Source organism: Pradoshia sp. Z4_20 (assembly GCF_058216035.1).
Genome location: NZ_JBZAJD010000002.1, coordinates 252,780 through 273,905, shown reverse-complemented (window position 1 = coordinate 273,905; position 21,126 = coordinate 252,780). Strand labels below are relative to the sequence as shown.

Sequence of the window (21,126 nt, the reverse complement as noted above, 5' to 3'; positions counted from 1 at the left end):
ATGTACATGCCAGAATTGAAAACAATGTAGTAAAAGAGATTAAAAAAGTTAATAGCAAGAGGAGGTGTAATGATGGATCCAATCGCTATCATCTCCATTTTGCTTGGCCTAATTGTTGGTGCAGTTGTTGGCTATTTGTTAAGAAGATCTATAGCTGAATCTAAAATATCCGGCGCAACGAACGCAGCTGAAAAAATTATTGAGGACGCAAAGCGTGAAGCGGACGCCTTGAAAAAGGAATCCCTTCTTGAAGCAAAGGATGAGATTCATAAGCTTCGGACTGATGCTGAAAAGGAAGTTCGTGATCGACGAACTGAATTACAGAGACAGGAAAATCGAATTCTACAAAAAGAAGAGAATCTGGACCGTAAAGCAGACTCTCAAGATAAACGTGAGGCTTTATTGGAGAAGAAAGAAGATTCTCTGAACCAAAGACAACAGCATATTGAACAGATGGAAAGCAAAGTGGACGAGATAATTCAAGCTCAAAGTTCTGAACTTGAACGTATTTCTAGCCTGACTAGAGAAGAAGCAAAAGCCATTATCCTTGATCGTGTTGAGAAAGAGCTATCACATGATATTGCAATCATGATGAAAGAGAGCGATAACCGAGCGAAGGAAGAAGCAGACAAAAAGGCACGTGAAATCTTGTCACTTGCGATTCAACGTTGTGCAGCAGATCATGTGGCCGAAACGACCGTTTCTGTTGTTAATCTTCCAAATGATGAAATGAAAGGTCGAATTATCGGTCGAGAAGGACGTAATATTCGAACACTTGAAACGTTGACGGGAATCGATTTAATTATTGATGATACACCTGAAGCTGTCATTTTATCTGGATTTGATCCAATTAGACGTGAAACTGCAAGACTTGCCCTTGAAAAGCTTGTTCAGGATGGGCGTATCCATCCGGCTCGTATTGAAGAAATGGTTGATAAAGCAAGAAGGGAAGTCGATGAGCATATCCGTGAAATCGGTGAGCAAACAACATTTGAAGTTGGGGTTCATGGCTTACACCCAGATTTAATAAAAATTCTTGGCCGCTTAAGATACCGTACAAGCTATGGTCAGAATGTGCTTAAACATTCGATGGAAGTAGCTTATTTATCCGGCTTGATGGCAGCAGAACTTGGTCAAGATATTACATTGGCAAAGCGCGCTGGACTATTGCATGATATCGGTAAAGCGATTGACCATGAAGTAGAAGGAAGCCATGTGGAAATAGGAGTGGAACTTGCTACGAAGTACAAGGAACATCCTGTTGTCATTAATAGTATTGCTTCTCACCATGGAGACGCCGAACCAAAATCTATAATTGCCATTCTGGTAGCAGCTGCTGATGCATTATCTGCAGCTAGACCTGGAGCTAGAAGTGAAACGCTTGAAAACTATATTCGTCGCCTTGAAAAACTTGAGGATATTTCTGAATCCTATGAAGGTGTTGAAAAATCATTTGCAATCCAGGCAGGACGAGAAGTTCGTATTATTGTTAAGCCTGAAAGTATTGATGATTTAGAGGCACACCGATTAGCCAGAGATATTAGAAAACGTATTGAAGATGAACTGGACTATCCGGGACATATTAAAGTGACGGTTATTCGTGAGACCAGAGCAGTTGAATATGCAAAATAAAGCGGTGTTCCTCACCGCTTTATTTTTTTGGAGATCGAAACTTTTTTAAACAAAAAAGTTAAACTATACCAAAGATAATCTTGGCCTAGTTTCAAAGAAAGGAAAGCGAAAATGAGGTTATTATTTATAGGGGATATTGTTGGATCACCTGGAAGAGCAATGGTGAAAGAATATTTAGGGAAGTTAAAGGAAAAATATAGACCGCAGTTTGTCATCATTAATGGAGAAAATGCTGCAGCTGGAAGAGGGATTACCCAAAAAATTTATAAAGAATTACTTGAGTACGGAGCTAATATCATTACACTTGGTAATCATTCCTGGGACAATCGTGATATTTTTGAATTTATAGGAGAAGCAAAATATCTGGTGCGCCCTGGGAATTTTCCGGAGGGAACACCGGGCACGGGACTTTCCTTTGTTAAGATGAATCAGTTTGAATTGGCTGTTATTAACCTGCAGGGCAGAACCTTTATGCCTGCGCTTGATGATCCATTTTTATGTGCAGATAAATTGGTAGAAGAGGCCAGTAAGCGAACGCCATTTATATTTGTTGACATGCATGCTGAAGCAACCAGTGAAAAACAGGCAATGGGATGGTATCTGGATGGACGAGTGTCAGCGGTAGTTGGGACCCATACACATGTCCAAACAGCTGATAACCGAATTCTGCCTAAAGGAACTGCTTACATGTCTGACGTAGGAATGACAGGGCCTTATGATGGTATTCTAGGAATGGAACGCGATGCTGTCATCAAGAAATTCTTAACAAGCCTGCCTGTGAGATTTGAAGTACCAAAAGAGGGAAGAGCTGTACTTAGTGGTTTAATTATTGATTTAGATCCTAAAACGGGCAAAGCGAAAAAAACTGAGAGAATTTTAATTAATGAAGATCATCCATTCTTTTATTAAAAACGATTGCGAGGAGCCAACCTATAGGGGTTGGCTTTTTTGTATGGTATATCTTTTGTTCATTATGAATATAGTTAACAGAAAAAACATACTCACTAGGGGACATGTCTTGGAATAAGATGAGGAGGACCAGAAATGGAAATATTAAAGGTTTCAGCAAAATCTAATCCCAACTCTGTGGCTGGAGCGCTGGCTGGAGTACTTAGAGAAAGAGGAGCAGCAGAAATCCAAGCAATAGGTGCAGGTGCATTAAATCAAGCAGTAAAAGCCGTAGCGATTGCAAGAGGATTCGTCGCACCCAGCGGGATGGATCTTATATGCATTCCTGCTTTTACAGATATCTTAATTGATGGTGAGGAACGTACCGCCATAAAACTAATTATAGAACCACGGTGAAATGAAACTGCAGTAAAACTGGAGCTGACTCTGATAAGGGATCGGTAGGCGTATTCTCCGACCGGGAGGATGCTCCTTTTTGTTAACCGAAGCTAACATAACATGGGGGATTAGCTTAAATGAGAATATTTGATGCACATTGTGATGTGTTAATGAAGCTGTTTCTTAATCCAAAATTGGACTTTTATCATAGCAGGGAGCTAGAGGTAACAAATCTTGGTTTGAAAGCAGCTAATATACAAGTACAAGTTTTCGCTATTTATATACCGGAAAATGTACATCCTTCTATCCGCTTTGATGCAGCTCTTGCCATGGTGGATATTTTTTATGACCAAATAATTGGCACAGGGAAGTTAAAATTCATTCGAAAGTATAAGGATATTGGCAGGCTTAAAGAGGGAGAGACAGGTGCGATTCTCATGTTGGAGGGTTGTGACTGTATTGGCGACGACATGTTGAAGTTGAAGCTATTACTGAGGCTTGGTGTTACAGTGGTAGGGTTGACATGGAACTGGGCTAATCTGGTCGCTGATGGTGCATTGGAAAAACGCGCTGCCGGTCTAACCGCCTTTGGGAAAAAGGTAGTTGAATTGTTGAATGTTACGAACAACTGGTGTGATGTATCTCATTTATCGGAGAGAGCATTTTGGGATTGCATGGAAATACATAGCAGACCAATTGCTTCTCACTCAAATTGCCGATCGCTAGTTGATCATCCAAGAAATTTGAGTGATGAACAAATTAAAGCATTAATTCAAAAAAAATCGGTTATGGGACTTACATTTGTCCCTGAATTTTTAACAGGTACCAATCAGGCAAACTTGACTGATGTATTGAGGCATCTGGAACATGTTTGTTCACTTGGAGGTGCCCGTCATGTAGGATTTGGATCTGACTTTGATGGGACGACAACAAGCGTACATTCTCTCAGCAGAGTGGAACAATATAGTAATCTGGTTAACGAGCTGCTGAAGTATTATAAGGAAGAGGATGTCCGTCACTTCTTATTTGATAATTTTGCATCAAGATATGGCCAATAGGGGTTGAATTGAATACGCTATTTCTTTATTTATGGTTTTTTTAGAAACTTAAGCTTAATATTGTAGACATAATGGTATATTCTAGTAAATAATAAAATTATTGTTAATAGTTTTATAGCTGACATGAAAAACCAATATTTCATATAAGGGAATCGAAGGGGTGTAAAGGAAATGAATAAACAACTTTCATGGAAAGTTGGAGGGCAGCAAGGTGAAGGCATAGAAAGTACTGGAGAAATTTTTTCTATTGCATTAAATCGTCTGGGATATTACTTGTATGGGTATCGCCATTTTTCTTCCCGTATTAAAGGGGGCCATACAAATAATAAAATTCGAGTAAGCACAACACAGGTTCGATCAATAGCCGACGATTTGGATGTGTTAGTGGCATTTGACCAAGAAACCATTGATGTGAATTATAAAGAATTACATAAAGACGGTATTATTTTGGCCGACACCAAGTTTGATCCCAAAGCTCCTTTAGATACCGAAGCAGTACTCTATTCCGTCCCATTTACAGAAATAGCCTCTCAGCTTGGGACATCTTTGATGAAGAACATGGTAGCTATCGGCGCTTCTAGTGCTGTGCTTGGTTTAAATATTCAGGTATTTTCAGAAGTGGTTGAGGAAATATTTGGAAGAAAAGGAGCCGCTGTCGTTGAAAAGAATTTAGAAGCGATTCAAGCTGGCTATGACTTTTTAATGGAACAAATGGGTAACAAGGCTGGAGTGTTGCAGCTAGTAGAAGCTGATGGAAAAAAACGTTTATTCATGATTGGTAATGATGCGATTGCCATGGGTGCTCTGGCTGGTGGAACTCGCTTTATGGCTGCCTATCCGATTACGCCTGCCTCTGAGATAATGGAGTATTTAATTAAGCAACTGCCAAAGTTTGGAGGAGGCGTCATACAGACAGAAGATGAGATTGCTGCTTGTACGATGGCAATTGGCGCAAATTATGCAGGTGTACGCAGTTTAACAGCTTCAGCTGGTCCAGGTTTATCGCTAATGATGGAGGCAATTGGATTGTCGGGTATTACAGAAACTCCGCTTGTAATTGTCGACACACAACGTGGAGGCCCTTCGACAGGTATGCCTACAAAACAGGAACAATCCGATTTGATGGCAATGATTTATGGAACTCATGGTGAAATTCCAAAAATCGTTCTTGCACCAAGTACAGTGGAGGAAGCATTCTACGATACAGTAGAAGCTTTTAATTTAGCTGAAGAATATCAGGTTCCGGTGATTATCCTTTCCGATTTACAATTATCATTGGGTAAACAAACCGTTGAGCCTTTAGATTTTAGCAGGGTTGAGATTAGGAGAGGTAAATTAATTTCTGAGGAGTTACCTGAGCCTACTGATAAAAGTTATTTTAAGAGATATGCTGTAACGGAAGACGGGATATCACCAAGACCTCTTCCAGGAATGAAAAATGGAATCCATCATGTTACAGGCGTTGAACATGATGAGACGGGAAAACCCTCAGAGGTTGCTTCCAATCGTGTAGCTCAAATGGATAAACGAATGCGCAAAATCGAGTCTGTAAGATTTAAAGATCCAATCCATATAAATGCTGTCCATGAGAATCCAGACTTGCTATTGGTCGGATTTATTTCTACTAGAGGTGTCATTGAAGAGACGATGAAAAACCTGGCTGATGACGGGATTAAAGTCAACCATGTACATGTAAGGCTTCTTCATCCATTCCCTGCCCATGAGTTACTGCCCTATGTTCAGGATGCGAAAAAGGTAGTTGTTATCGAGAATAATGCAACAGGACAACTTGCCAACATTCTGAAAATGAATATTGGCCATGCCGAGAAGATTACGAAGCTTTTAAAATATGACGGCAATCCATTTTTGCCGTACGAAGTGTATACAAAATGCAGGGAGTTGGTTTAAATGGCTACATTTAAAGACTTTAGAAATAATGTAAAACCAAACTGGTGTCCCGGCTGTGGTGACTTCTCTGTTCAGGCCGCTATCCAGAGGGCAGCAGCTAATGTAGGTCTGGAACCGGATCAACTTGCTGTGATTTCCGGAATAGGCTGTTCAGGCCGTATTTCCGGTTATATCCAATCCTATGGGTTTCACAGTATACATGGCCGTTCTTTACCAATCGCACAGGGTGTCAAAATGGCGAATCGTGATTTAACCGTCCTTGCCTCAGGTGGAGATGGTGATGGATTTGCAATTGGCATGGGTCATACAGTACATGCGATTAGGAGAAATATTGATATCACCTATATTGTTATGGACAATCAAATATACGGTTTAACGAAGGGTCAGACATCACCGCGCTCTGCAGCCGGCTTTAAGACGAAATCTACGCCTGGAGGTTCGATTGAACAGGCGATATCTCCAATGGAAATGGCCTTGTCAGTTGGTGCGACTTTTGTGGCGCAAAGCTTTTCCAGCGACTTAAAAGATTTGACAGCATTGATTGAAGCAGGTATTCGTCATAAAGGTTTTTCTTTAATTAATGTTTTCAGTCCATGCGTGACCTATAATAAAGTGAATACGTATGATTGGTTCAAGGGTAATTTAACAAAGCTTTCAACAATTGAAGGTTACGATCCATCCAATAAAGAAGCAGCGATGCAGACGTTAATGGAGCATAAAGGCTTAGTTACCGGCTTAATTTATCAAAATACTGCTCAGCCTTCCTATCAGGAATTAATTCAGGGGTATGCTGAAAAACCTTTATCTTCTGCTGATTTGAAATTGACTCAGGAACATTTTGATAAATTGACAGCAGAATTTATGTAATTGAATAAACACCGGCCGAGTAATCGGTCGGTATTATTTTTATGTAATGTGAGGTAAGTATTCATGGAGAAATCTCTTGAAGAATGAACCCCTTGATATATCAGGGGTTTTTATTATGATTAGCAGATACCTTTGATAACGACTTATACATGGGGATTCATTCTTAGATGACAATGTAGGTTGTCTTAGTCCGGAAAAAATATTCACTTTAGTATACTTTTTTAAAAAAATATTCTTCTTATAATCAACTGTCCGCCATACGAGGAATAGCCTATTTACATAATTAAGTTAAAAATTTAAAATTTTGGTATAAACCAGGTTTTTTTAGACAGGAGTGTGTATACGGTGGATGGAAAAATGAAAGCGGTTGTAAAACATAAAAGAGGTTATGGAGCAGAACTCCAATTGATTGATATTCCTTCTATCAAAGAGGATGAAGTGTTGATTAAAGTAAAGGCGACGTCCATATGCGGGACGGATGTCCATATTTATACTTGGGATGAATGGTCTCAACATAGGGTTAATCCTCCTTATGCATTTGGGCATGAATTCTCAGGAGAGATTGTTGAAGTGGGAAATAAAGTACAGGATTTCCAGATAGGTGATTATGTTTCCGCTGAGACACATTTAGTTTGTGGAATCTGCCCTCAATGTATGACGGGACAATATCATATATGTAAAAACACAAAGATAATTGGGGTTGATACACAGGGGTGTTTTGCTGAATATGTAGCTTTACCGGCATCTAATCTTTGGAAAAATCCTGTAGATATGCCTATAGATGTAGCTTCTATACAGGAGCCTATGGGGAATGCGGTCCACACCGTATTGTCAGGTGAAGTAGTCGGGAAAACGGTCGCTATTATCGGTTGCGGTCCAATTGGTATTATGGCAGTGGGAGTGGCAAAAGCAGCTGGGGCTTCACAGGTCATTGCGTTAGATCTTAATGATTACCGTTTAGAGCTAGCGGGTAAATTGGGCGCTACTGTGATGATTAATTCATCGAAGACAGATCCTGTTCAGGCAGTTTATGATTTAACGGGTGGCAATGGGGTTGATATTGTTTGTGAAATGAGTGGTCATCCTATAGCCATCGATCAAGGATTTAAAATGATTACGAATGGAGGCAGGTTTTCTATTTTAAGCTTACCCTCTAAGCCTGTGCCTCTCAATATTACTGATGATATCGTTTTTAAGGGGATAACCGTTCAAGGAATTACAGGGAGACAAATGTTTAAAACGTGGCAGCAGGTTTCCCGATTGCTGGAATCAGGGCAGGTTGATGTTAAACCATTAATCACCCATCACTTCCCTTTAGAAGAGTATGAAAAAGGCTTTGACCTTATGATCAAAGGTGAGTGTGGAAAAGTGATATTACTGCCGTAAAAGGGTGCTGAATGAGGAAGAGTAATAAATTTATTCAATACTATTGATATAATGCAAAAATATAGGGAATAGAAGGAATATAAGGTAAACAATTGGATGAGGAGGAAGCGATTTGAAGGGGTTTGAATACTTGCAAACAGAATTAGACGAAATGAAAGGAACAGGTTTGTTCCATCCATTAATTCCTCTGGAATCAGAACAAGGTACAAAAGTTAAGATTAATGGGGAAAATTTGATTCAATTATCATCTAACAACTATCTTGGATTGACTTCACATCCTCGTTTAAAGGATGCAGCGCTTGATGCCATTGAAGAATATGGAGTGGGAACAGGTTCGGTACGTACAATTGCCGGTACCATGGATATGCATATAGAGTTAGAAGAGAAGTTGGCGAAATTTAAACATACGGAAGCGGCTTTAGTATTTCAATCTGGATTTACAACGAATCAAGGAGTTCTATCCGCGATTCTTACACAGGAAGATGTGGTTATATCGGATGAATTAAACCATGCTTCCATAATCGATGGAATAAGACTAACAAAAGCTACACGCCGTGTTTATAAGCATGTCGATATGAACAGCTTGGAGGATGTCCTGAAAGAGACTCAATCCTATCGTAAACGCTTAGTTGTAACAGATGGTGTCTTTTCCATGGATGGCAATATCGCACCGCTACCCGAGATTGTGGAGTTAGCAGAAAAATATGATGCACTTATTATGGTCGATGATGCGCATGCCTCAGGAGTACTTGGCCAAAATGGGCGTGGAACAGTCAATCACTTCGGTTTGGATGGACGTGTTCATATTCAGGTAGGTACGTTAAGCAAGGCTATAGGGGTTCTTGGAGGATATGTGGCAAGCAGCCGTACATTGGTTGATTATTTAATTCATAAAGGCAGACCTTTCTTATTTAGTACATCACACCCGCCTGCAGTGACAATGGCTAATATAGAAGCAATTGATGTATTATTGGAAGAACCGGAATTAATTGAGCGTTTGTGGGAGAATACAAAGTTTTTCAAAGAAGGACTAGAATTTATGGGCTTTAATACCGGAAAAAGCGAAACACCGATCACTCCCATTATCGTTGGGGATGAGGCTTTGACAAATAAGCTGTCTAATAAATTAATGGAATATGGTGTATTTGCTCAGGGGATTGCATTCCCAACTGTTGCAAAGGGTCATGCACGTGTCAGGACCATTGTAACAGCAGAACATTCCAAAGAGGAGCTGGCTAAAGCATTAAATGCATTTGAAAAGGCTGGTAAAGAGCTGGGGATTATTAAATAAACTGTATGATTGGTCTTTCGAAAATAGTTATTTAAAATAATAGGCTACTTAGAGGGAACTTCAGATATCTCTAATTAACAAGTTAATAGTAATACAGAAAAGCATTAATTCATGAAGAACGTGAATTAATGCTTTTTTTAGTTAGTTAGTCTGTCGCTTGTTCCATTCTTCTCTCAGTAAACCATATACATGTACATCATGGAATGACCCAAATCTGAAGATTTCATTTCGTAATGTACCCTCCTTACTAAAATAGCATTTTTCGTAAGAGCGGATAGCATTGGTATTAAAACTGAACACCTGAAGTTTGATTTTATGGATATGGATGTAATTAAAAACAAAAGAAATTAATGTATTCATAGCATCTGTGCCAAAGCCTTTATTGTGCCACTCGTTGCCAATGGATATCCCAACAAAACACGTGCTATTCTTCCAGTTAATTGCGAATACACCACATGATCCAATAAGTTCATTTGATTCTTTCTCAAAAATACCAAACATAAACTCTTCTTTTTTCCCACTAATCGTTTTGAAAAAATTTGTGTGATCTTCAGCTGTTAATGGAAATGGAATATCATCATTTGCAAGTAATAGTGTACTATTTTCATTTTCAATTTCAGCAAAGCGCTCAAAATGATGTGGTTCCATTTGTTTCAATAAAACTGTTTTACCTGATAAATAGTTATCAAAAAATTGTTTCATGTTTTTCTCCCTTTAATAAGGGGTGCAGTCGGAGATACACTCCCTCAGATTATTTGTTGGTTAACAAAACATCGACTGCCATATGCGCGGTCATATCCACAACTCCTTTTTATTAATAGTATAACTATATCCCAAAACCAAATATTTGAAAATTACAAATAGTATTTAAAAGGATTCTCGCTTGTTTAATTACTTAGGATGAGTAACCTTTAGGGTCGATATCTCTGAAAGTAGTTTCAATGAACAAAATGAATAAAAAGCAGTGGGGGGAAACTTGTCATTGATTCACTAGGTAATCCTATTCAGGTGGCTTTATTCTATGTAATTGTCCTATTGCGCTATCTGTTTTTTTGCTATTCTCCAACAGTCTTTAAGTGGTACAGAAAATTCATTAAGAATGATAGAACATAAAGGCTTGTTAGCTCATTGACATTGTACGTCTTATACATCCAACACGTTTGTATTTTTCTTTGTAAGGGAATGAATGAAGAAGAGAACAGAGCGGGTGTACATGAATTAGGTTAAAGGAGTACGGTTTATGAATGATAAGATAAATATAGGAAAAGAAGCTATGTCAGTGTTTAAATCTGTCGTATTGGCAATTGTTATTGTGACTTTAATGCGTCAGTTTGTTTTTACGCCAACTACAGTGAGGGGAGAATCTATGCTTCCCAGTCTCGAGGATGGAAATCGGGTTATCTTAAGTAAAATGACAACGATTAACCGTTTTGATGAGGTCGTATTTCATGCAACAGATTCATCTGATAGTTATGTAAAACGTGTAATTGGTCTTCCAGGAGATACTGTTGAGATGAAGAATGATGTTCTATATATCAATGGAAAAGCGGTTGATGAACCTTATCTGGTGGAATTTAAGAAGGATTTACAAGAGAGGGAACGTCTGACTGAAGATTTTACATTGAAGAATTTGACAGGTAAACAAAAAGTTCCAAAGGGACAAATGTTTGTTCTTGGAGATAATCGCTTGTACAGTAAAGATAGCAGGATATTTGGTTTTGTGCCGATGGATCGAATTATTGGTGAAGTGAAACTGCGCATTTGGCCAATAAGTGATATTGGTTTTGCGAAGTAACATGAATAGTGTTATTGGAGGATGTTTGTCTGCCTTATATCAAAGAATACATTGGTATAACGCAGACAAACATTTTTTTTGGAGACATATGTGATTGATTTAGGGATTGTTTAGAAAGACAAATGCTCTTAAGTAATAGGAAGAACCAAAAAAATTGTATATATGCCTGTACAGGTATTTTTATCTGCATGTTTATCCCAAAAAAGGCTATTTTACACTTCATATTGAGAAATTTGCCCAAAACCATTATACTAAATGAATGTGACAACGATAGTTTTAAAAATGATTGCAATACAGTTTGTAATTGTTATTTTTGAGTTTAGTGCTTTTATAATTGTGTTTATGAGTGGTTTGGTCTATTTAATAATATATATAGATTTAATCAATAAGTGTGGATACATGGAAGGGGATTTATATGAACGAGCAGCAACGATTGGATACGACGACCGCTGTTAAAAATGACAAAAAGCAAGAGAAAGATTATAGCAAGTATTTTGAAACGGTTTACATGCCACCATCCTTAAAAGATGCTAAGAAACGCGGAAAAGAAGCGATTAATTATCATAAGGATTTTAATATTAATGAACAATTCCGTGGTATGGGTGAAGGACGCAAGTTTTATATCCGTACGTACGGTTGCCAAATGAATGAGCATGATACTGAAGTTATGTCCGGTATCTTTTTAGCTCTTGGATATGAACCAACTGACAGCGTGGAGGATGCCAATGTAATTTTATTGAATACATGTGCCATTCGAGAAAATGCTGAAAATAAAGTGTTCGGTGAACTTGGCCATTTAAAAGCATTGAGAAAAAATAAGCCTGATTTATTGCTTGGTGTATGTGGATGTATGTCACAGGAAGAATCTGTTGTGAATAAAATTTTACAAAAGCATGCCTTTGTAGATATGATATTTGGAACACATAATATCCATCGTTTACCGGAAATACTGATGGAAGCATATATGTCCAAAGAAATGGTTATTGAGGTTTGGTCCAAGGAAGGGGATATTATTGAGAACCTTCCAAAAGTAAGAAAAGGAAACATCAAGGCTTGGGTTAATATTATGTATGGCTGTGATAAGTTCTGTACGTACTGTATTGTTCCATTTACACGTGGAAAGGAACGGAGCCGCAGACCTGAAGATATCATTCAGGAGGTTCGTCAGCTGGCTGCTCAAGGATATCAGGAAATCACATTGCTTGGGCAAAATGTAAATGCATACGGTAAGGACTTTGAAGATATCGACTATCGTCTAGGCGATTTAATGGAAGAAATTCGTAAAATCGATATCCCGCGTGTGCGCTTCACGACAAGTCACCCTCGTGATTTTGATGATCATTTGATTGAAGTTCTGGCTAAGGGCGGAAACATGATGGATCATATCCATTTGCCTGTTCAATCCGGTAATAATGATGTCTTAAAAATCATGGCTCGTAAATACACTCGTGAACAATACTTGGAATTGGTTCGTAAAATCAAGGAAGCAATCCCTAACGTCACACTGACAACTGATATTATAGTTGGCTATCCGAATGAAACGGACGAACAGTTTGAAGAAACGATGTCTCTTTATAAAGAAGTTGGATATGACTTGGCTTATACATTTATTTATTCTCCGCGTGAAGGTACACCAGCCGCAAAAATGAAGGATAATGTTCCGATGGAAGTCAAAAAAGAGCGTCTTCAACGCTTGAATGCACTGGTAAACGAAACAGCCAACAAAAAAAATCAATTATATAAAGGCCAGATTCTCGATGTTTTAGTTGAAGGGGAAAGCAAAAACAATCCGGATGTACTGGCAGGATACACAACTAAAAATAAATTAGTTAACTTTAGAGCTCCAAAATCTGTTATCGGTAAAATTGTAAAAGTAAAAATTACAAATGCTAAAACATGGTCACTTGATGGTGAGTATGTGGAAGAAACAAATGAGGTAGAGGTGGGAGTTTAAAAATGGGGAACTACACGAAAGAACAAATTATTGACAAAGCAAAAGACTTGGCTAAAATGATCTCAACGACTAATGAAGTTGATTTCTTTAAACGAGCGGAAGCACAAATCAATGAAAATAAAAATGTAGCTGAGTTAATGTCAGTAATCAAGGGGTTACAAAAGCAATCGGTCAACTTCCAACATTATGGAAAGACAGAAGCCTTTAAAAAGACAGAGGAAAAATTAGCGAAGGTAGAACGTGAATTGGATGAAATTCCGATTGTCCAGGAATTCAAACAATCGCAGATGGAAGTTAATGATCTTCTGCAGATGGTAGCTAATGTCATCTCAAATACAGTGACAGATGAAATCATTAAAGCAACTAATGGTGATTTGTTACGTGGGGAAACTGGCTCAAAAGTAAAAAATAATTCTCACAGCCATAGCTGCTAATTTTAGAAAGCCATACATTACTCCTTTATTAAAAAGGTGTGATGTGTGGCTTTTTTACTTATTTAATAATATGGATTCATTTACACATACTAAGCAAAAAGGAAGATGTAATTTGTCTTCCATTCAAAGGACAGTCAGGATGCTGAAAAAAATAATTATATATTTCATTAACGGTCTTTTACTGTTTAGTACCTTTATAGGCTTGCTTTTAGTATGGGTGAATTATGATATTAAAGCGGGAAGAGAAGCGGCGGAAGCAGGTAGCCAACCTCATACCTATCCAATTCGTAACAGTAATTTTGGATTGTACACGGATTGGAAAACTTTTTATCCTCAGTTTTCAAAAGATATTTTAGAGGCTAAGGAATATGTGTATATTCATTATTTTTCAATTGGTAGCGGTGAAGCAAGCGAAAAATTTTTCGATTTATTGAAGAAAAAGGCGAATCAAGGAGTCGAAGTTTATTATTCGGTAGACCGAGCAGGCTCTTTAAAGGGTAAGAATGATTGGTTTGATGAACTGAGAAAAGCAGGGGTGCATATAACCTATAGCAATGATCCTCATTTTCCTCATATTTGGTACTCCATCCAGCATAGAAATCATCGTCGAATAGCTGTGATAGATGGGAAAATCGGATACACAGGCGGACTTAATGTAGCACAAAAATATACAAAGAATACATGGCATGATTATCAGATCCGTATGACAGGTGAGGGTGTTCAGGACTTTGAACAACAATTTTGCGAGGATTGGAAGGTAAATACAGGTAACTCTCCACCTATACATAAGGTTGACTTGGAAAAAGGAGAAACCAATCATTATTTGAAGGTATATTCAAGTGGATTTGGCTTGGTTGAGGATTTTATTCAAGAATTCGATGCGGCAAAAAAACAAATTATCATTGCGACCCCCTATTTTATTCCAGATAATCGTGATTTTATGGATGCTTTAAAACGGGCAAGAAAACGTGATGTGGAGGTTATCATCATGTGGCCCAAACATTCAGATGGATTAATGTTAACCCAGGCTGCGTATCCTTTTGTCAGAGAAGCACTCGAAAACGGAATGAAGGTATACCAATATGATAAAGGAATTTTCCATGGGAAGGTTGTCCTAGTAGATTATGAAAGATTAATGACTGGAACAGTCAACATCGATTCACGTTCATTTAGGTTGAATGATGAAATGACTTTATTTATGAAATCATCACCATTTAGTCAAACGGTTCAAAAACAATTAGATGTAGATCTCGGGGATTCAAAGGAAATTAAATTAGATTATTTTGATAACCTTAAAATGAAAGATAAAATACTGATGAAAATTGCCAAATGTGTACATTATTATCTATAATAGAAGTAACTTCTAAGAAACGGATCATTGTAATGATCCGTTTTTTTTAGGACTTTGGAAAGGAGAAATAAGAATGCCAAAAATAAAATGGGGTATTTTAAGTACGGCAGATATTGGGCAAACTCAAGTGATTCCCGCCATTAAACGTTCTGTCCATGGAGAGGCAACAGCGATTGCCAGCCAAAGTCAAAAGGCTAAAGATGTGGCTGCAAGCTTGGAGATTCCGAGGACATATGATTCATACGAAGAATTATTAGCGGATCCTGAAATACAAGCTGTTTATATTCCATTACCAAATCATTTGCATGCAAAATGGACAATGGAAGCAGCAAAAGCTGGTAAACATGTGTTGGTTGAGAAGCCAGCTGCTTTGACAGAGGCAGAAACAATTGAAATGATGAATGCGTGTGAGCGTTATGGTGTGAAAATGATGGAAGCGTTCATGTACCAATTTCATGCCCAACATAAACGTGTAAAAGATATTATTAAAACGGGAGAAATAGGCGAGGTAAAGTATATGTATGCCAGTCATTCGTTTTTATTAAGTGATGATGAGGATAATATTCGTTTATCTTCGGAAAAAGGGGGAGGGGCCCTATATGACGTTGGCTGTTATAATATCCATGCTATCAGGCATATTTTAGGAGCTGAACCAATAGAAATAATGGGCTTTGCAGATCTGAATAATCCTTATGATGTAGACTTAACTACCACAGCGCATATGACGATGGATAATGGTGTGCGAGCGATGTTTGATTGCAGTTTTGAAATGACTAATCGAAATGAATACCGCGTGGTTGGCACTCTAGGAGAGATTATATGCAGAAATGCTTATCGTCCAGATCTTGTTGGACATCAAGGGGAATTATTGGTTAAAAGCGGAGGGGAGACCCGAAAAGAAGTGATTATGTGTGATCAATATATGATGCAAGTGGATCATTTTGCAGAATGTATACTTAACGATCAAACCCCAGCATATACGCCATTGGATACCGTGCAAAATATGAAAATAATTGAAGCTTGTTATAAATCAATCAAAGATCAAAGTATTGTTAAGTTGTAACTTTTAATTGAGGTCTGTTAAGTCCGAAACATAAGTTTTTTCTGTGAGTATATGAAAGAAGAGTTTAGACAGATCAACATTGATTATACTTACTATATACTGCCAGACGAGCAAAATTTCCAGTTTGTGTATCCAGTTGTGGAAGAGCTGGTTATGTAAAAAACAAAGAAGTGGAAAGAGGCATTCAGGATCTTGGATGCCTCTTTAAGTTTTCAAACCAATGATTAAGGCTAAATGGCAACCCAGTGTCCGGCAGACACTTCCACTAGTTTTGTGTTTTCAACATTATACTCTTTTTTCTCTGTTTTAATTGATCCATCATTTTTTCTTTTTTGTGTTTCAATCTTTGGATCCGGGATAGGGATCGAGGCCAATAACGATTTTGTGTAATCATGCTGAGGGTTAGAATATAATTCTTCACTTTCGGCCAACTCTACTATTTTTCCTTTATACATGACGGCTACCCTATCGCTAATGTGTTTAACCATGGAAAGATCATGAGCGATGAACAGGTAGGTGAGACCGAGCCGTTGTTGCAAATCTTCCATCAATTCAACGATCTGTGCTTGGATGGAGACATCGAGGGCTGATAATGGCTCGTCACACACGATGAAGGCAGGGTCGACTGCTAAAGCCCTGGCGATACCGATTCGTTGTCTTTGCCCTCCAGAGAATTCATGCGGATATCTCATCGCGAATGCAGGATCCAAACCAACCATATCAAGCAAAGTCTCAACCCGTTTCTTTCGATTTGATTTATTGGTGGCGAGATGATGGACATCCAGTGCTTCACCTATGATATCCAATACCCGCATCCTTGGATTGAGAGAAGCATAAGGATCTTGAAAGATCATTTGCATATGACGCCGCATGATGAGCATTTCATTAGGAGAAAAGTCGTTTAGCGCCATACCTTTAAAAAGAATATCCCCTCCGGTAGGGGTATGTAATTGAAGGATTGAGCGTCCGGTAGTGGATTTACCGCTTCCTGATTCGCCGACGATTCCTAATGTTTCCCCAGCTTTAATACTGAAAGAAATATCATCTACTGCTTTTATTGTATTGCCTTTGCCAATATCGAAGTATTGCTTAAGATTGCGCACTTCCAGCAACGGGACATCTTCAGTATTTCTGATTATATTAGGTACCGGTTTCAATTTCTTCTTTTCATTTAGTTTCGGAAGTGCATGAAGTAACTTCTTTGTATAAGGGTGAGTGGGTGAGGTAAAGATTTTCTCTGTCGAACCAGTCTCTACAATTTCCCCGTTTTGCATGACGGCTACTCGGTCGCACATTCCAGCTACTACACCAAAGTCATGCGTGATTAAAATGATTGAAGTTCCGAACTTTTCTTGCATCTTCTTCATTAGATTAAGGATTTGCGCCTGAATGGTGACGTCAAGAGCAGTTGTAGGTTCATCTGCTATTAGCAAAGACGGTCGGCATGCCAATGCTATTGCAATCATTACCCGCTGTCTCATTCCCCCAGAAAATTCATGAGGATACTGTTCATAGCGAATTTCGCTGTCCTTAATACCGACCAATTCCAACATATCGAGCGCTTGGTTTTTGGCTTGTTTATCGGATAGATTTTCGTGTTTTATTAATCCTTCTGCAATCTGATCTCCGATTTTCATGGTCGGATTCAAAGATGTCATTGGATCTTGGAATATCATTCCGATATCGCGTCCACGAATGACCTCCATTTCTTTTTCTGAGTATTTCCCAATATCTTTTCCGTTAAAGAGAACCGTTCCGTTCTTTCGTCTGGCGCTCACTGGTAACAGCTGCATGATTGAACGTGCAGTGACGCTTTTACCACTGCCTGATTCACCGACAATTCCTAAGGTTTCTCCTTTATTAAGTGAAAAGCTGATATTTTGTACAGCTTGAAATTCCTGTTCTTCTTGTTCAAAAGATACCGATAAGTGTTGCACTTGCAATAATGAATTCATCAAAAGACACCTGCCAAATCATCATATTGGTCCAAAAAAGACTAATGGATATATTTCCTCGTACTGTTGACTTTTACCAATTGCTAAAATAAAATATACTATACCACTCGGAAAAGTGCAATTATTCTTAAATCTTTTGTTTATACGAATGATTATATGTATTCGGCTAAACGCTGAAGGAAAAAAGGAGGGGATATTATTGATTAATGAGCAGGAGTGGAAGGGGAACCATTCTTTTGTACAGAGGATAGATCAAATTTTTAGGAAAATGATGGCTAACTCTGCATATAAAAGTTTCCTCCTGATTTTGGGGGCTCCGCTCTTTTTAATTGTTATGTTTTATTATCTTTTCAAAAGAAACAAAGGTAGTTATACAGCTGCAGAAGCAGAGCTAAAGCAATCCCTTATCGATTCTGGCCATTTCACTGCTTTTAAGAAGGACTATCAGGATCAGCTTAGAAAAAAGCGGGATTTCTTTGACAAGAAAGTAGACGATAAGGAGATTGAGCAAAAAGCAACCCAACTTGCCGAGCATCGATTAAATGTCTATATATCAGAGTTAATGGTCTCTTCGACTCGCGATGATAGTGAACCGTGGAAAGGGAAGATGCAATTCGAGGATGTATTTTCTGTATTGCTCCGCGAAAGGTGGTTCTTCTTCATTTCCTTCATTGCTGGTTTTTTTATGTACATATTGATGTTTATCTTTAGTTACCCTTATGTAAAATACGTGATGGAACGTTTAATCATGACTATTTTCGTTGTTTTGGGTGTAAGTATACTTGTCTTTACGATTTTGTATATTTCACCGTTCAATCCTGCTGCTAACATATTGGGAGAAACGGCAACGAAGGAGCAGATTGCCGCATTCAATACTTTGCATGGATTGGATCAGCCCTACTTTATTCAATTACGAGACACCATAATCGGAATCTTCACTTTTGATCTAGGTAGTTCTTTTGCTGGAAATGAAGACGTGATATCTTCCATTATGCGTAAGTTTCCAATTACATTGACGATCGCCGTCTTTTCTTTATTGCTCGCAGTACTGGTCGCATTACCAACCGGAATCATTTCGGCTATCAGAAGGAATACAATCTTTGATCATTCTTTTATGTTAATTGCCTTGCTTGGACTATCAATTCCGAGTTTCTGGCAAGGGCTGATCTTCATATTGGGCTTCTCGGTTCATTTAGAATGGCTACCTGCAACGTATCGTGCTAACAATTGGCTTTCGCTAATCATGCCTGTCGTGGTACTTGGAACAGGACTGACAGCTGCAGTTGCCAGAATGACCAGGTCATCGACACTTGAAGTCATACATGAAGATTATATGTTGACGGCAAGGGCAAAAGGTTTAAGTGGAAAAAGAGTTGTCATGAGACATGCAGTACCAAATGCTCTTATCCCAATTATTACGGTGATAGGACTACAATTTGGAGGAATGCTCGGAGGGGCAGCAGTCACAGAAAAAGTGTTTAATATCAGCGGTCTGGGCAGTTATATTGTCGATAAACAATTTATACCGGATGTGCCGGCAGTAATGGGCGCTGTCATCTATACAGCCATTATCATTTCTATTGTTAATATGTTCATCGATATCTTGTATGCATTCTTTGATCCGCGGATTCGGCATAAGATGAAACAATACTAAAGCAGGTGTATGAAATGAATAGTTTAAAAGCTTCACAGGAATATAGACAGGCGAAGTTCGCTTTAGGTATTTCTTTGATACTTACAATCATTTTTCTGCTAAATGTCTATGATTTCAAAAGTATGGAAAGTAGAGGATTTTTCTTATGGATGTTTGGGATTTATACCTGCTTTACTGCCATACAGGGCATTTTGCTGAGGAGAATGAAAATAGACTTACTGGAAAAAGGAGATATTTCGATTATTACCAGGAGGTTGGGGATTATTCAACTGGCAAGTCTATTCAGCGGGAATGTCTTTTTGACAGCAGCTGCGTTGATCTTGATTAAAAAGAAGAAAAATCTCTATTACTCTCTTGGAATTTATATGCTATTGGTTGATTGCTTTGTAATAGGTGTTTCTGCCCTTAATTTGTTTAAACCGTATGTGTCAAACAGTTTTATGACAGGAATGGCTACCTTGATTGCGATAACATTGTTCCATCTGTTAGGTGTTTTGTTGCTCCTGAAAGGGAGACTGCATAAGAAGGCATCCATCGTTGTCGCTATTTTCTTTCTGTTGAGCACCCTTACCGGAAATCTGTTTTCTCTAGTGTTTGGAATAACGATCCTACTAAGGGCTAGAAATCTGCAGTATGGTGTTAAGACAGAGTGGGAATCAATATGGGAAAGGTTATCAAAGCATTTTGCAGCGATGCTGAGTTTGTTTTTTATCATCTTTCTGTTCATGATTTCAGTGTGCAGTATGTTTACTTTTGAAATGAGTCTTGCAATCGAAAATAATTACGGAGCAATCTTGCAATCTCCGAGTCTCGTTTATCCATTCGGTACGGATAATTTCGGCAGGGACGTTTTTTCCAGGCTTGTATTCGGTGCTAGAATATCACTCATTGTTGGTTTCCTGGCTACCCTTATTCCTGTATTGATCGGAGGATTCCTAGGTGCCATCTCAGGCTATTATGGCAGACATACTGATAATATCATCATGCGGCTTTTAGATATTTTATATGCTATCCCAGGTATTTTGCTGGCGATTACAATCATTGCTGCCTTTGGAGCTAATACTGTTAATTTGATTATCGCCTTAAGCGTAGGGGCTATTCCTACATATGCCAGGACGATGCGCGCTAATGTGCTCCAGGTTTCTAATTATGAATTTGTAGAGGCTTCGAGGGCTCTTGGAGTAAAGGATCGTGCCATCATTTTCAAACATATCATCCCTAACTCCATGGCTCCTATGATCGTGAAATCCACTTTAACAATAGGTGCAGCTGTCATATCGACAAGCAGCTTAAGTTATCTTGGACTTGGGGTTGAACCACATATACCAGAATGGGGAAATATTTTGCGAATTGGAAGCGCCTACTTGGAATCTAATCCTTATCTTGCTATTTTTCCTGGAGTAGCAATCGTTTTGCTTGTGTTGTCATTCAATTTTCTTGGGGATGGTCTGAGGGATGCGCTTGATCCTAAGCTTGATCGATCATCCTGAT

Annotated in this window: 17 protein-coding genes; 15 read left to right on the top strand and 2 right to left on the bottom strand. The window is 38.5% G+C overall.

Going from position 1 to position 21,126, the window contains the following annotated elements:
- The first annotated feature begins 72 nt into the window (after positions 1 to 72).
- From rny to AC4BHP_RS07250, 8 genes are all read left to right on the top strand, one after another.
- Positions 73 to 1,632: a ribonuclease Y gene (gene rny, locus AC4BHP_RS07285; RefSeq protein ID WP_066100258.1), complete on the top strand. Its 1,560-nt coding sequence runs from the start codon at positions 73 to 75 to the stop codon at positions 1,630 to 1,632.
- Between the two features lie 111 nt (positions 1,633 to 1,743).
- Positions 1,744 to 2,541, top strand: a complete 798-nt coding sequence (locus AC4BHP_RS07280; RefSeq protein WP_066100255.1) for a TIGR00282 family metallophosphoesterase — start codon at positions 1,744 to 1,746, stop codon at positions 2,539 to 2,541.
- A gap of 135 nt (positions 2,542 to 2,676) precedes the next feature.
- Positions 2,677 to 2,937, top strand: a complete 261-nt coding sequence (gene spoVS, locus AC4BHP_RS07275; protein WP_066100252.1) for a stage V sporulation protein SpoVS — start codon at positions 2,677 to 2,679, stop codon at positions 2,935 to 2,937.
- Between the two features lie 119 nt (positions 2,938 to 3,056).
- On the top strand, positions 3,057 to 3,977 hold the full coding sequence (locus AC4BHP_RS07270) for a dipeptidase (RefSeq protein WP_066100249.1): 921 nt from the start codon (positions 3,057 to 3,059) through the stop codon (positions 3,975 to 3,977).
- Between the two features lie 171 nt (positions 3,978 to 4,148).
- Positions 4,149 to 5,885: a 2-oxoacid:acceptor oxidoreductase subunit alpha gene (locus AC4BHP_RS07265; RefSeq protein ID WP_490551793.1), complete on the top strand. Its 1,737-nt coding sequence runs from the start codon at positions 4,149 to 4,151 to the stop codon at positions 5,883 to 5,885.
- Positions 5,886 to 6,752, top strand: coding sequence for a 2-oxoacid:ferredoxin oxidoreductase subunit beta (locus AC4BHP_RS07260; protein WP_066100243.1), 867 nt, complete (start codon positions 5,886 to 5,888; stop codon positions 6,750 to 6,752).
- Positions 6,753 to 7,097: 345 nt separating this feature from the next.
- A complete protein-coding gene (gene tdh / locus AC4BHP_RS07255; protein ID WP_148629585.1) occupies positions 7,098 to 8,138 on the top strand; it encodes an L-threonine 3-dehydrogenase in 1,041 nt (346 codons plus the stop codon).
- A 112-nt stretch (positions 8,139 to 8,250) separates the two neighbouring features.
- Complete coding sequence (locus AC4BHP_RS07250; protein ID WP_066100241.1) at positions 8,251 to 9,429, top strand: glycine C-acetyltransferase; 1,179 nt, start codon at positions 8,251 to 8,253, stop codon at positions 9,427 to 9,429.
- A gap of 141 nt (positions 9,430 to 9,570) precedes the next feature.
- Here the strand turns inward: AC4BHP_RS07250 and AC4BHP_RS07245 are convergent, their stop codons facing one another.
- Entirely contained in the window at positions 9,571 to 10,131 is a 561-nt protein-coding gene (locus AC4BHP_RS07245; RefSeq protein ID WP_066100238.1) for a GNAT family N-acetyltransferase, read from the bottom strand.
- A 538-nt stretch (positions 10,132 to 10,669) separates the two neighbouring features.
- Between AC4BHP_RS07245 and lepB the strand changes: the two genes are divergently transcribed.
- The 5 genes from lepB to AC4BHP_RS07220 all read left to right on the top strand — a co-directional run bounded on the left by lepB (position 10,670) and on the right by AC4BHP_RS07220 (position 16,026).
- Positions 10,670 to 11,224, top strand: a complete 555-nt coding sequence (gene lepB, locus AC4BHP_RS07240) for a signal peptidase I (protein ID WP_066100235.1) — start codon at positions 10,670 to 10,672, stop codon at positions 11,222 to 11,224.
- A gap of 415 nt (positions 11,225 to 11,639) precedes the next feature.
- On the top strand, positions 11,640 to 13,178 hold the full coding sequence (miaB, locus tag AC4BHP_RS07235; RefSeq protein WP_066100232.1) for a tRNA (N6-isopentenyl adenosine(37)-C2)-methylthiotransferase MiaB: 1,539 nt from the start codon (positions 11,640 to 11,642) through the stop codon (positions 13,176 to 13,178).
- Between the two features lie 2 nt (positions 13,179 to 13,180).
- Positions 13,181 to 13,612, top strand: coding sequence for a YlbF/YmcA family competence regulator (locus AC4BHP_RS07230; protein WP_066100229.1), 432 nt, complete (start codon positions 13,181 to 13,183; stop codon positions 13,610 to 13,612).
- Positions 13,613 to 13,751: 139 nt separating this feature from the next.
- On the top strand, positions 13,752 to 14,963 hold the full coding sequence (locus tag AC4BHP_RS07225; RefSeq protein ID WP_066102251.1) for a phospholipase D-like domain-containing protein: 1,212 nt from the start codon (positions 13,752 to 13,754) through the stop codon (positions 14,961 to 14,963).
- A gap of 73 nt (positions 14,964 to 15,036) precedes the next feature.
- Positions 15,037 to 16,026 (top strand): Gfo/Idh/MocA family protein, encoded by a 990-nt coding sequence (locus AC4BHP_RS07220; RefSeq protein WP_066100226.1) that lies wholly within the window; start codon positions 15,037 to 15,039, stop codon positions 16,024 to 16,026.
- Positions 16,027 to 16,256: 230 nt separating this feature from the next.
- On the opposite strand, the gene AC4BHP_RS07215 is transcribed toward AC4BHP_RS07220, so the two are convergent.
- Complete coding sequence (locus AC4BHP_RS07215) at positions 16,257 to 17,981, bottom strand: ABC transporter ATP-binding protein (RefSeq protein WP_066100223.1); 1,725 nt, start codon at positions 17,979 to 17,981, stop codon at positions 16,257 to 16,259.
- 202 nt (positions 17,982 to 18,183) lie between these two features.
- Between AC4BHP_RS07215 and AC4BHP_RS07210 the strand changes: the two genes are divergently transcribed.
- Positions 18,184 to 19,635 (top strand): ABC transporter permease, encoded by a 1,452-nt coding sequence (locus AC4BHP_RS07210; RefSeq protein WP_373925463.1) that lies wholly within the window; start codon positions 18,184 to 18,186, stop codon positions 19,633 to 19,635.
- A 14-nt stretch (positions 19,636 to 19,649) separates the two neighbouring features.
- Positions 19,650 to 21,125, top strand: a complete 1,476-nt coding sequence (locus tag AC4BHP_RS07205; RefSeq protein ID WP_139063783.1) for an ABC transporter permease — start codon at positions 19,650 to 19,652, stop codon at positions 21,123 to 21,125.
- Position 21,126 lies beyond the last annotated feature (1 nt).

Coding starts and splice junctions, on each gene's coding strand:
- AC4BHP_RS07230 (WP_066100229.1), top strand. CDS start 13,181: ATGGGGAACTACACGAAAGAACAAATTATTGACAAAGCAAAAGACTTG.
- AC4BHP_RS07225 (WP_066102251.1), top strand. CDS start 13,752: ATGCTGAAAAAAATAATTATATATTTCATTAACGGTCTTTTACTGTTT.
- AC4BHP_RS07270 (WP_066100249.1), top strand. CDS start 3,057: ATGAGAATATTTGATGCACATTGTGATGTGTTAATGAAGCTGTTTCTT.
- spoVS (WP_066100252.1), top strand. CDS start 2,677: ATGGAAATATTAAAGGTTTCAGCAAAATCTAATCCCAACTCTGTGGCT.
- AC4BHP_RS07205 (WP_139063783.1), top strand. CDS start 19,650: ATGAATAGTTTAAAAGCTTCACAGGAATATAGACAGGCGAAGTTCGCT.
- AC4BHP_RS07215 (WP_066100223.1), bottom strand. CDS start 17,981: ATGAATTCATTATTGCAAGTGCAACACTTATCGGTATCTTTTGAACAA.
- rny (WP_066100258.1), top strand. CDS start 73: ATGGATCCAATCGCTATCATCTCCATTTTGCTTGGCCTAATTGTTGGT.
- AC4BHP_RS07220 (WP_066100226.1), top strand. CDS start 15,037: ATGCCAAAAATAAAATGGGGTATTTTAAGTACGGCAGATATTGGGCAA.
- AC4BHP_RS07265 (WP_490551793.1), top strand. CDS start 4,149: ATGAATAAACAACTTTCATGGAAAGTTGGAGGGCAGCAAGGTGAAGGC.
- miaB (WP_066100232.1), top strand. CDS start 11,640: ATGAACGAGCAGCAACGATTGGATACGACGACCGCTGTTAAAAATGAC.
- AC4BHP_RS07245 (WP_066100238.1), bottom strand. CDS start 10,131: ATGAAACAATTTTTTGATAACTATTTATCAGGTAAAACAGTTTTATTG.
- AC4BHP_RS07260 (WP_066100243.1), top strand. CDS start 5,886: ATGGCTACATTTAAAGACTTTAGAAATAATGTAAAACCAAACTGGTGT.
- AC4BHP_RS07280 (WP_066100255.1), top strand. CDS start 1,744: ATGAGGTTATTATTTATAGGGGATATTGTTGGATCACCTGGAAGAGCA.
- lepB (WP_066100235.1), top strand. CDS start 10,670: ATGAATGATAAGATAAATATAGGAAAAGAAGCTATGTCAGTGTTTAAA.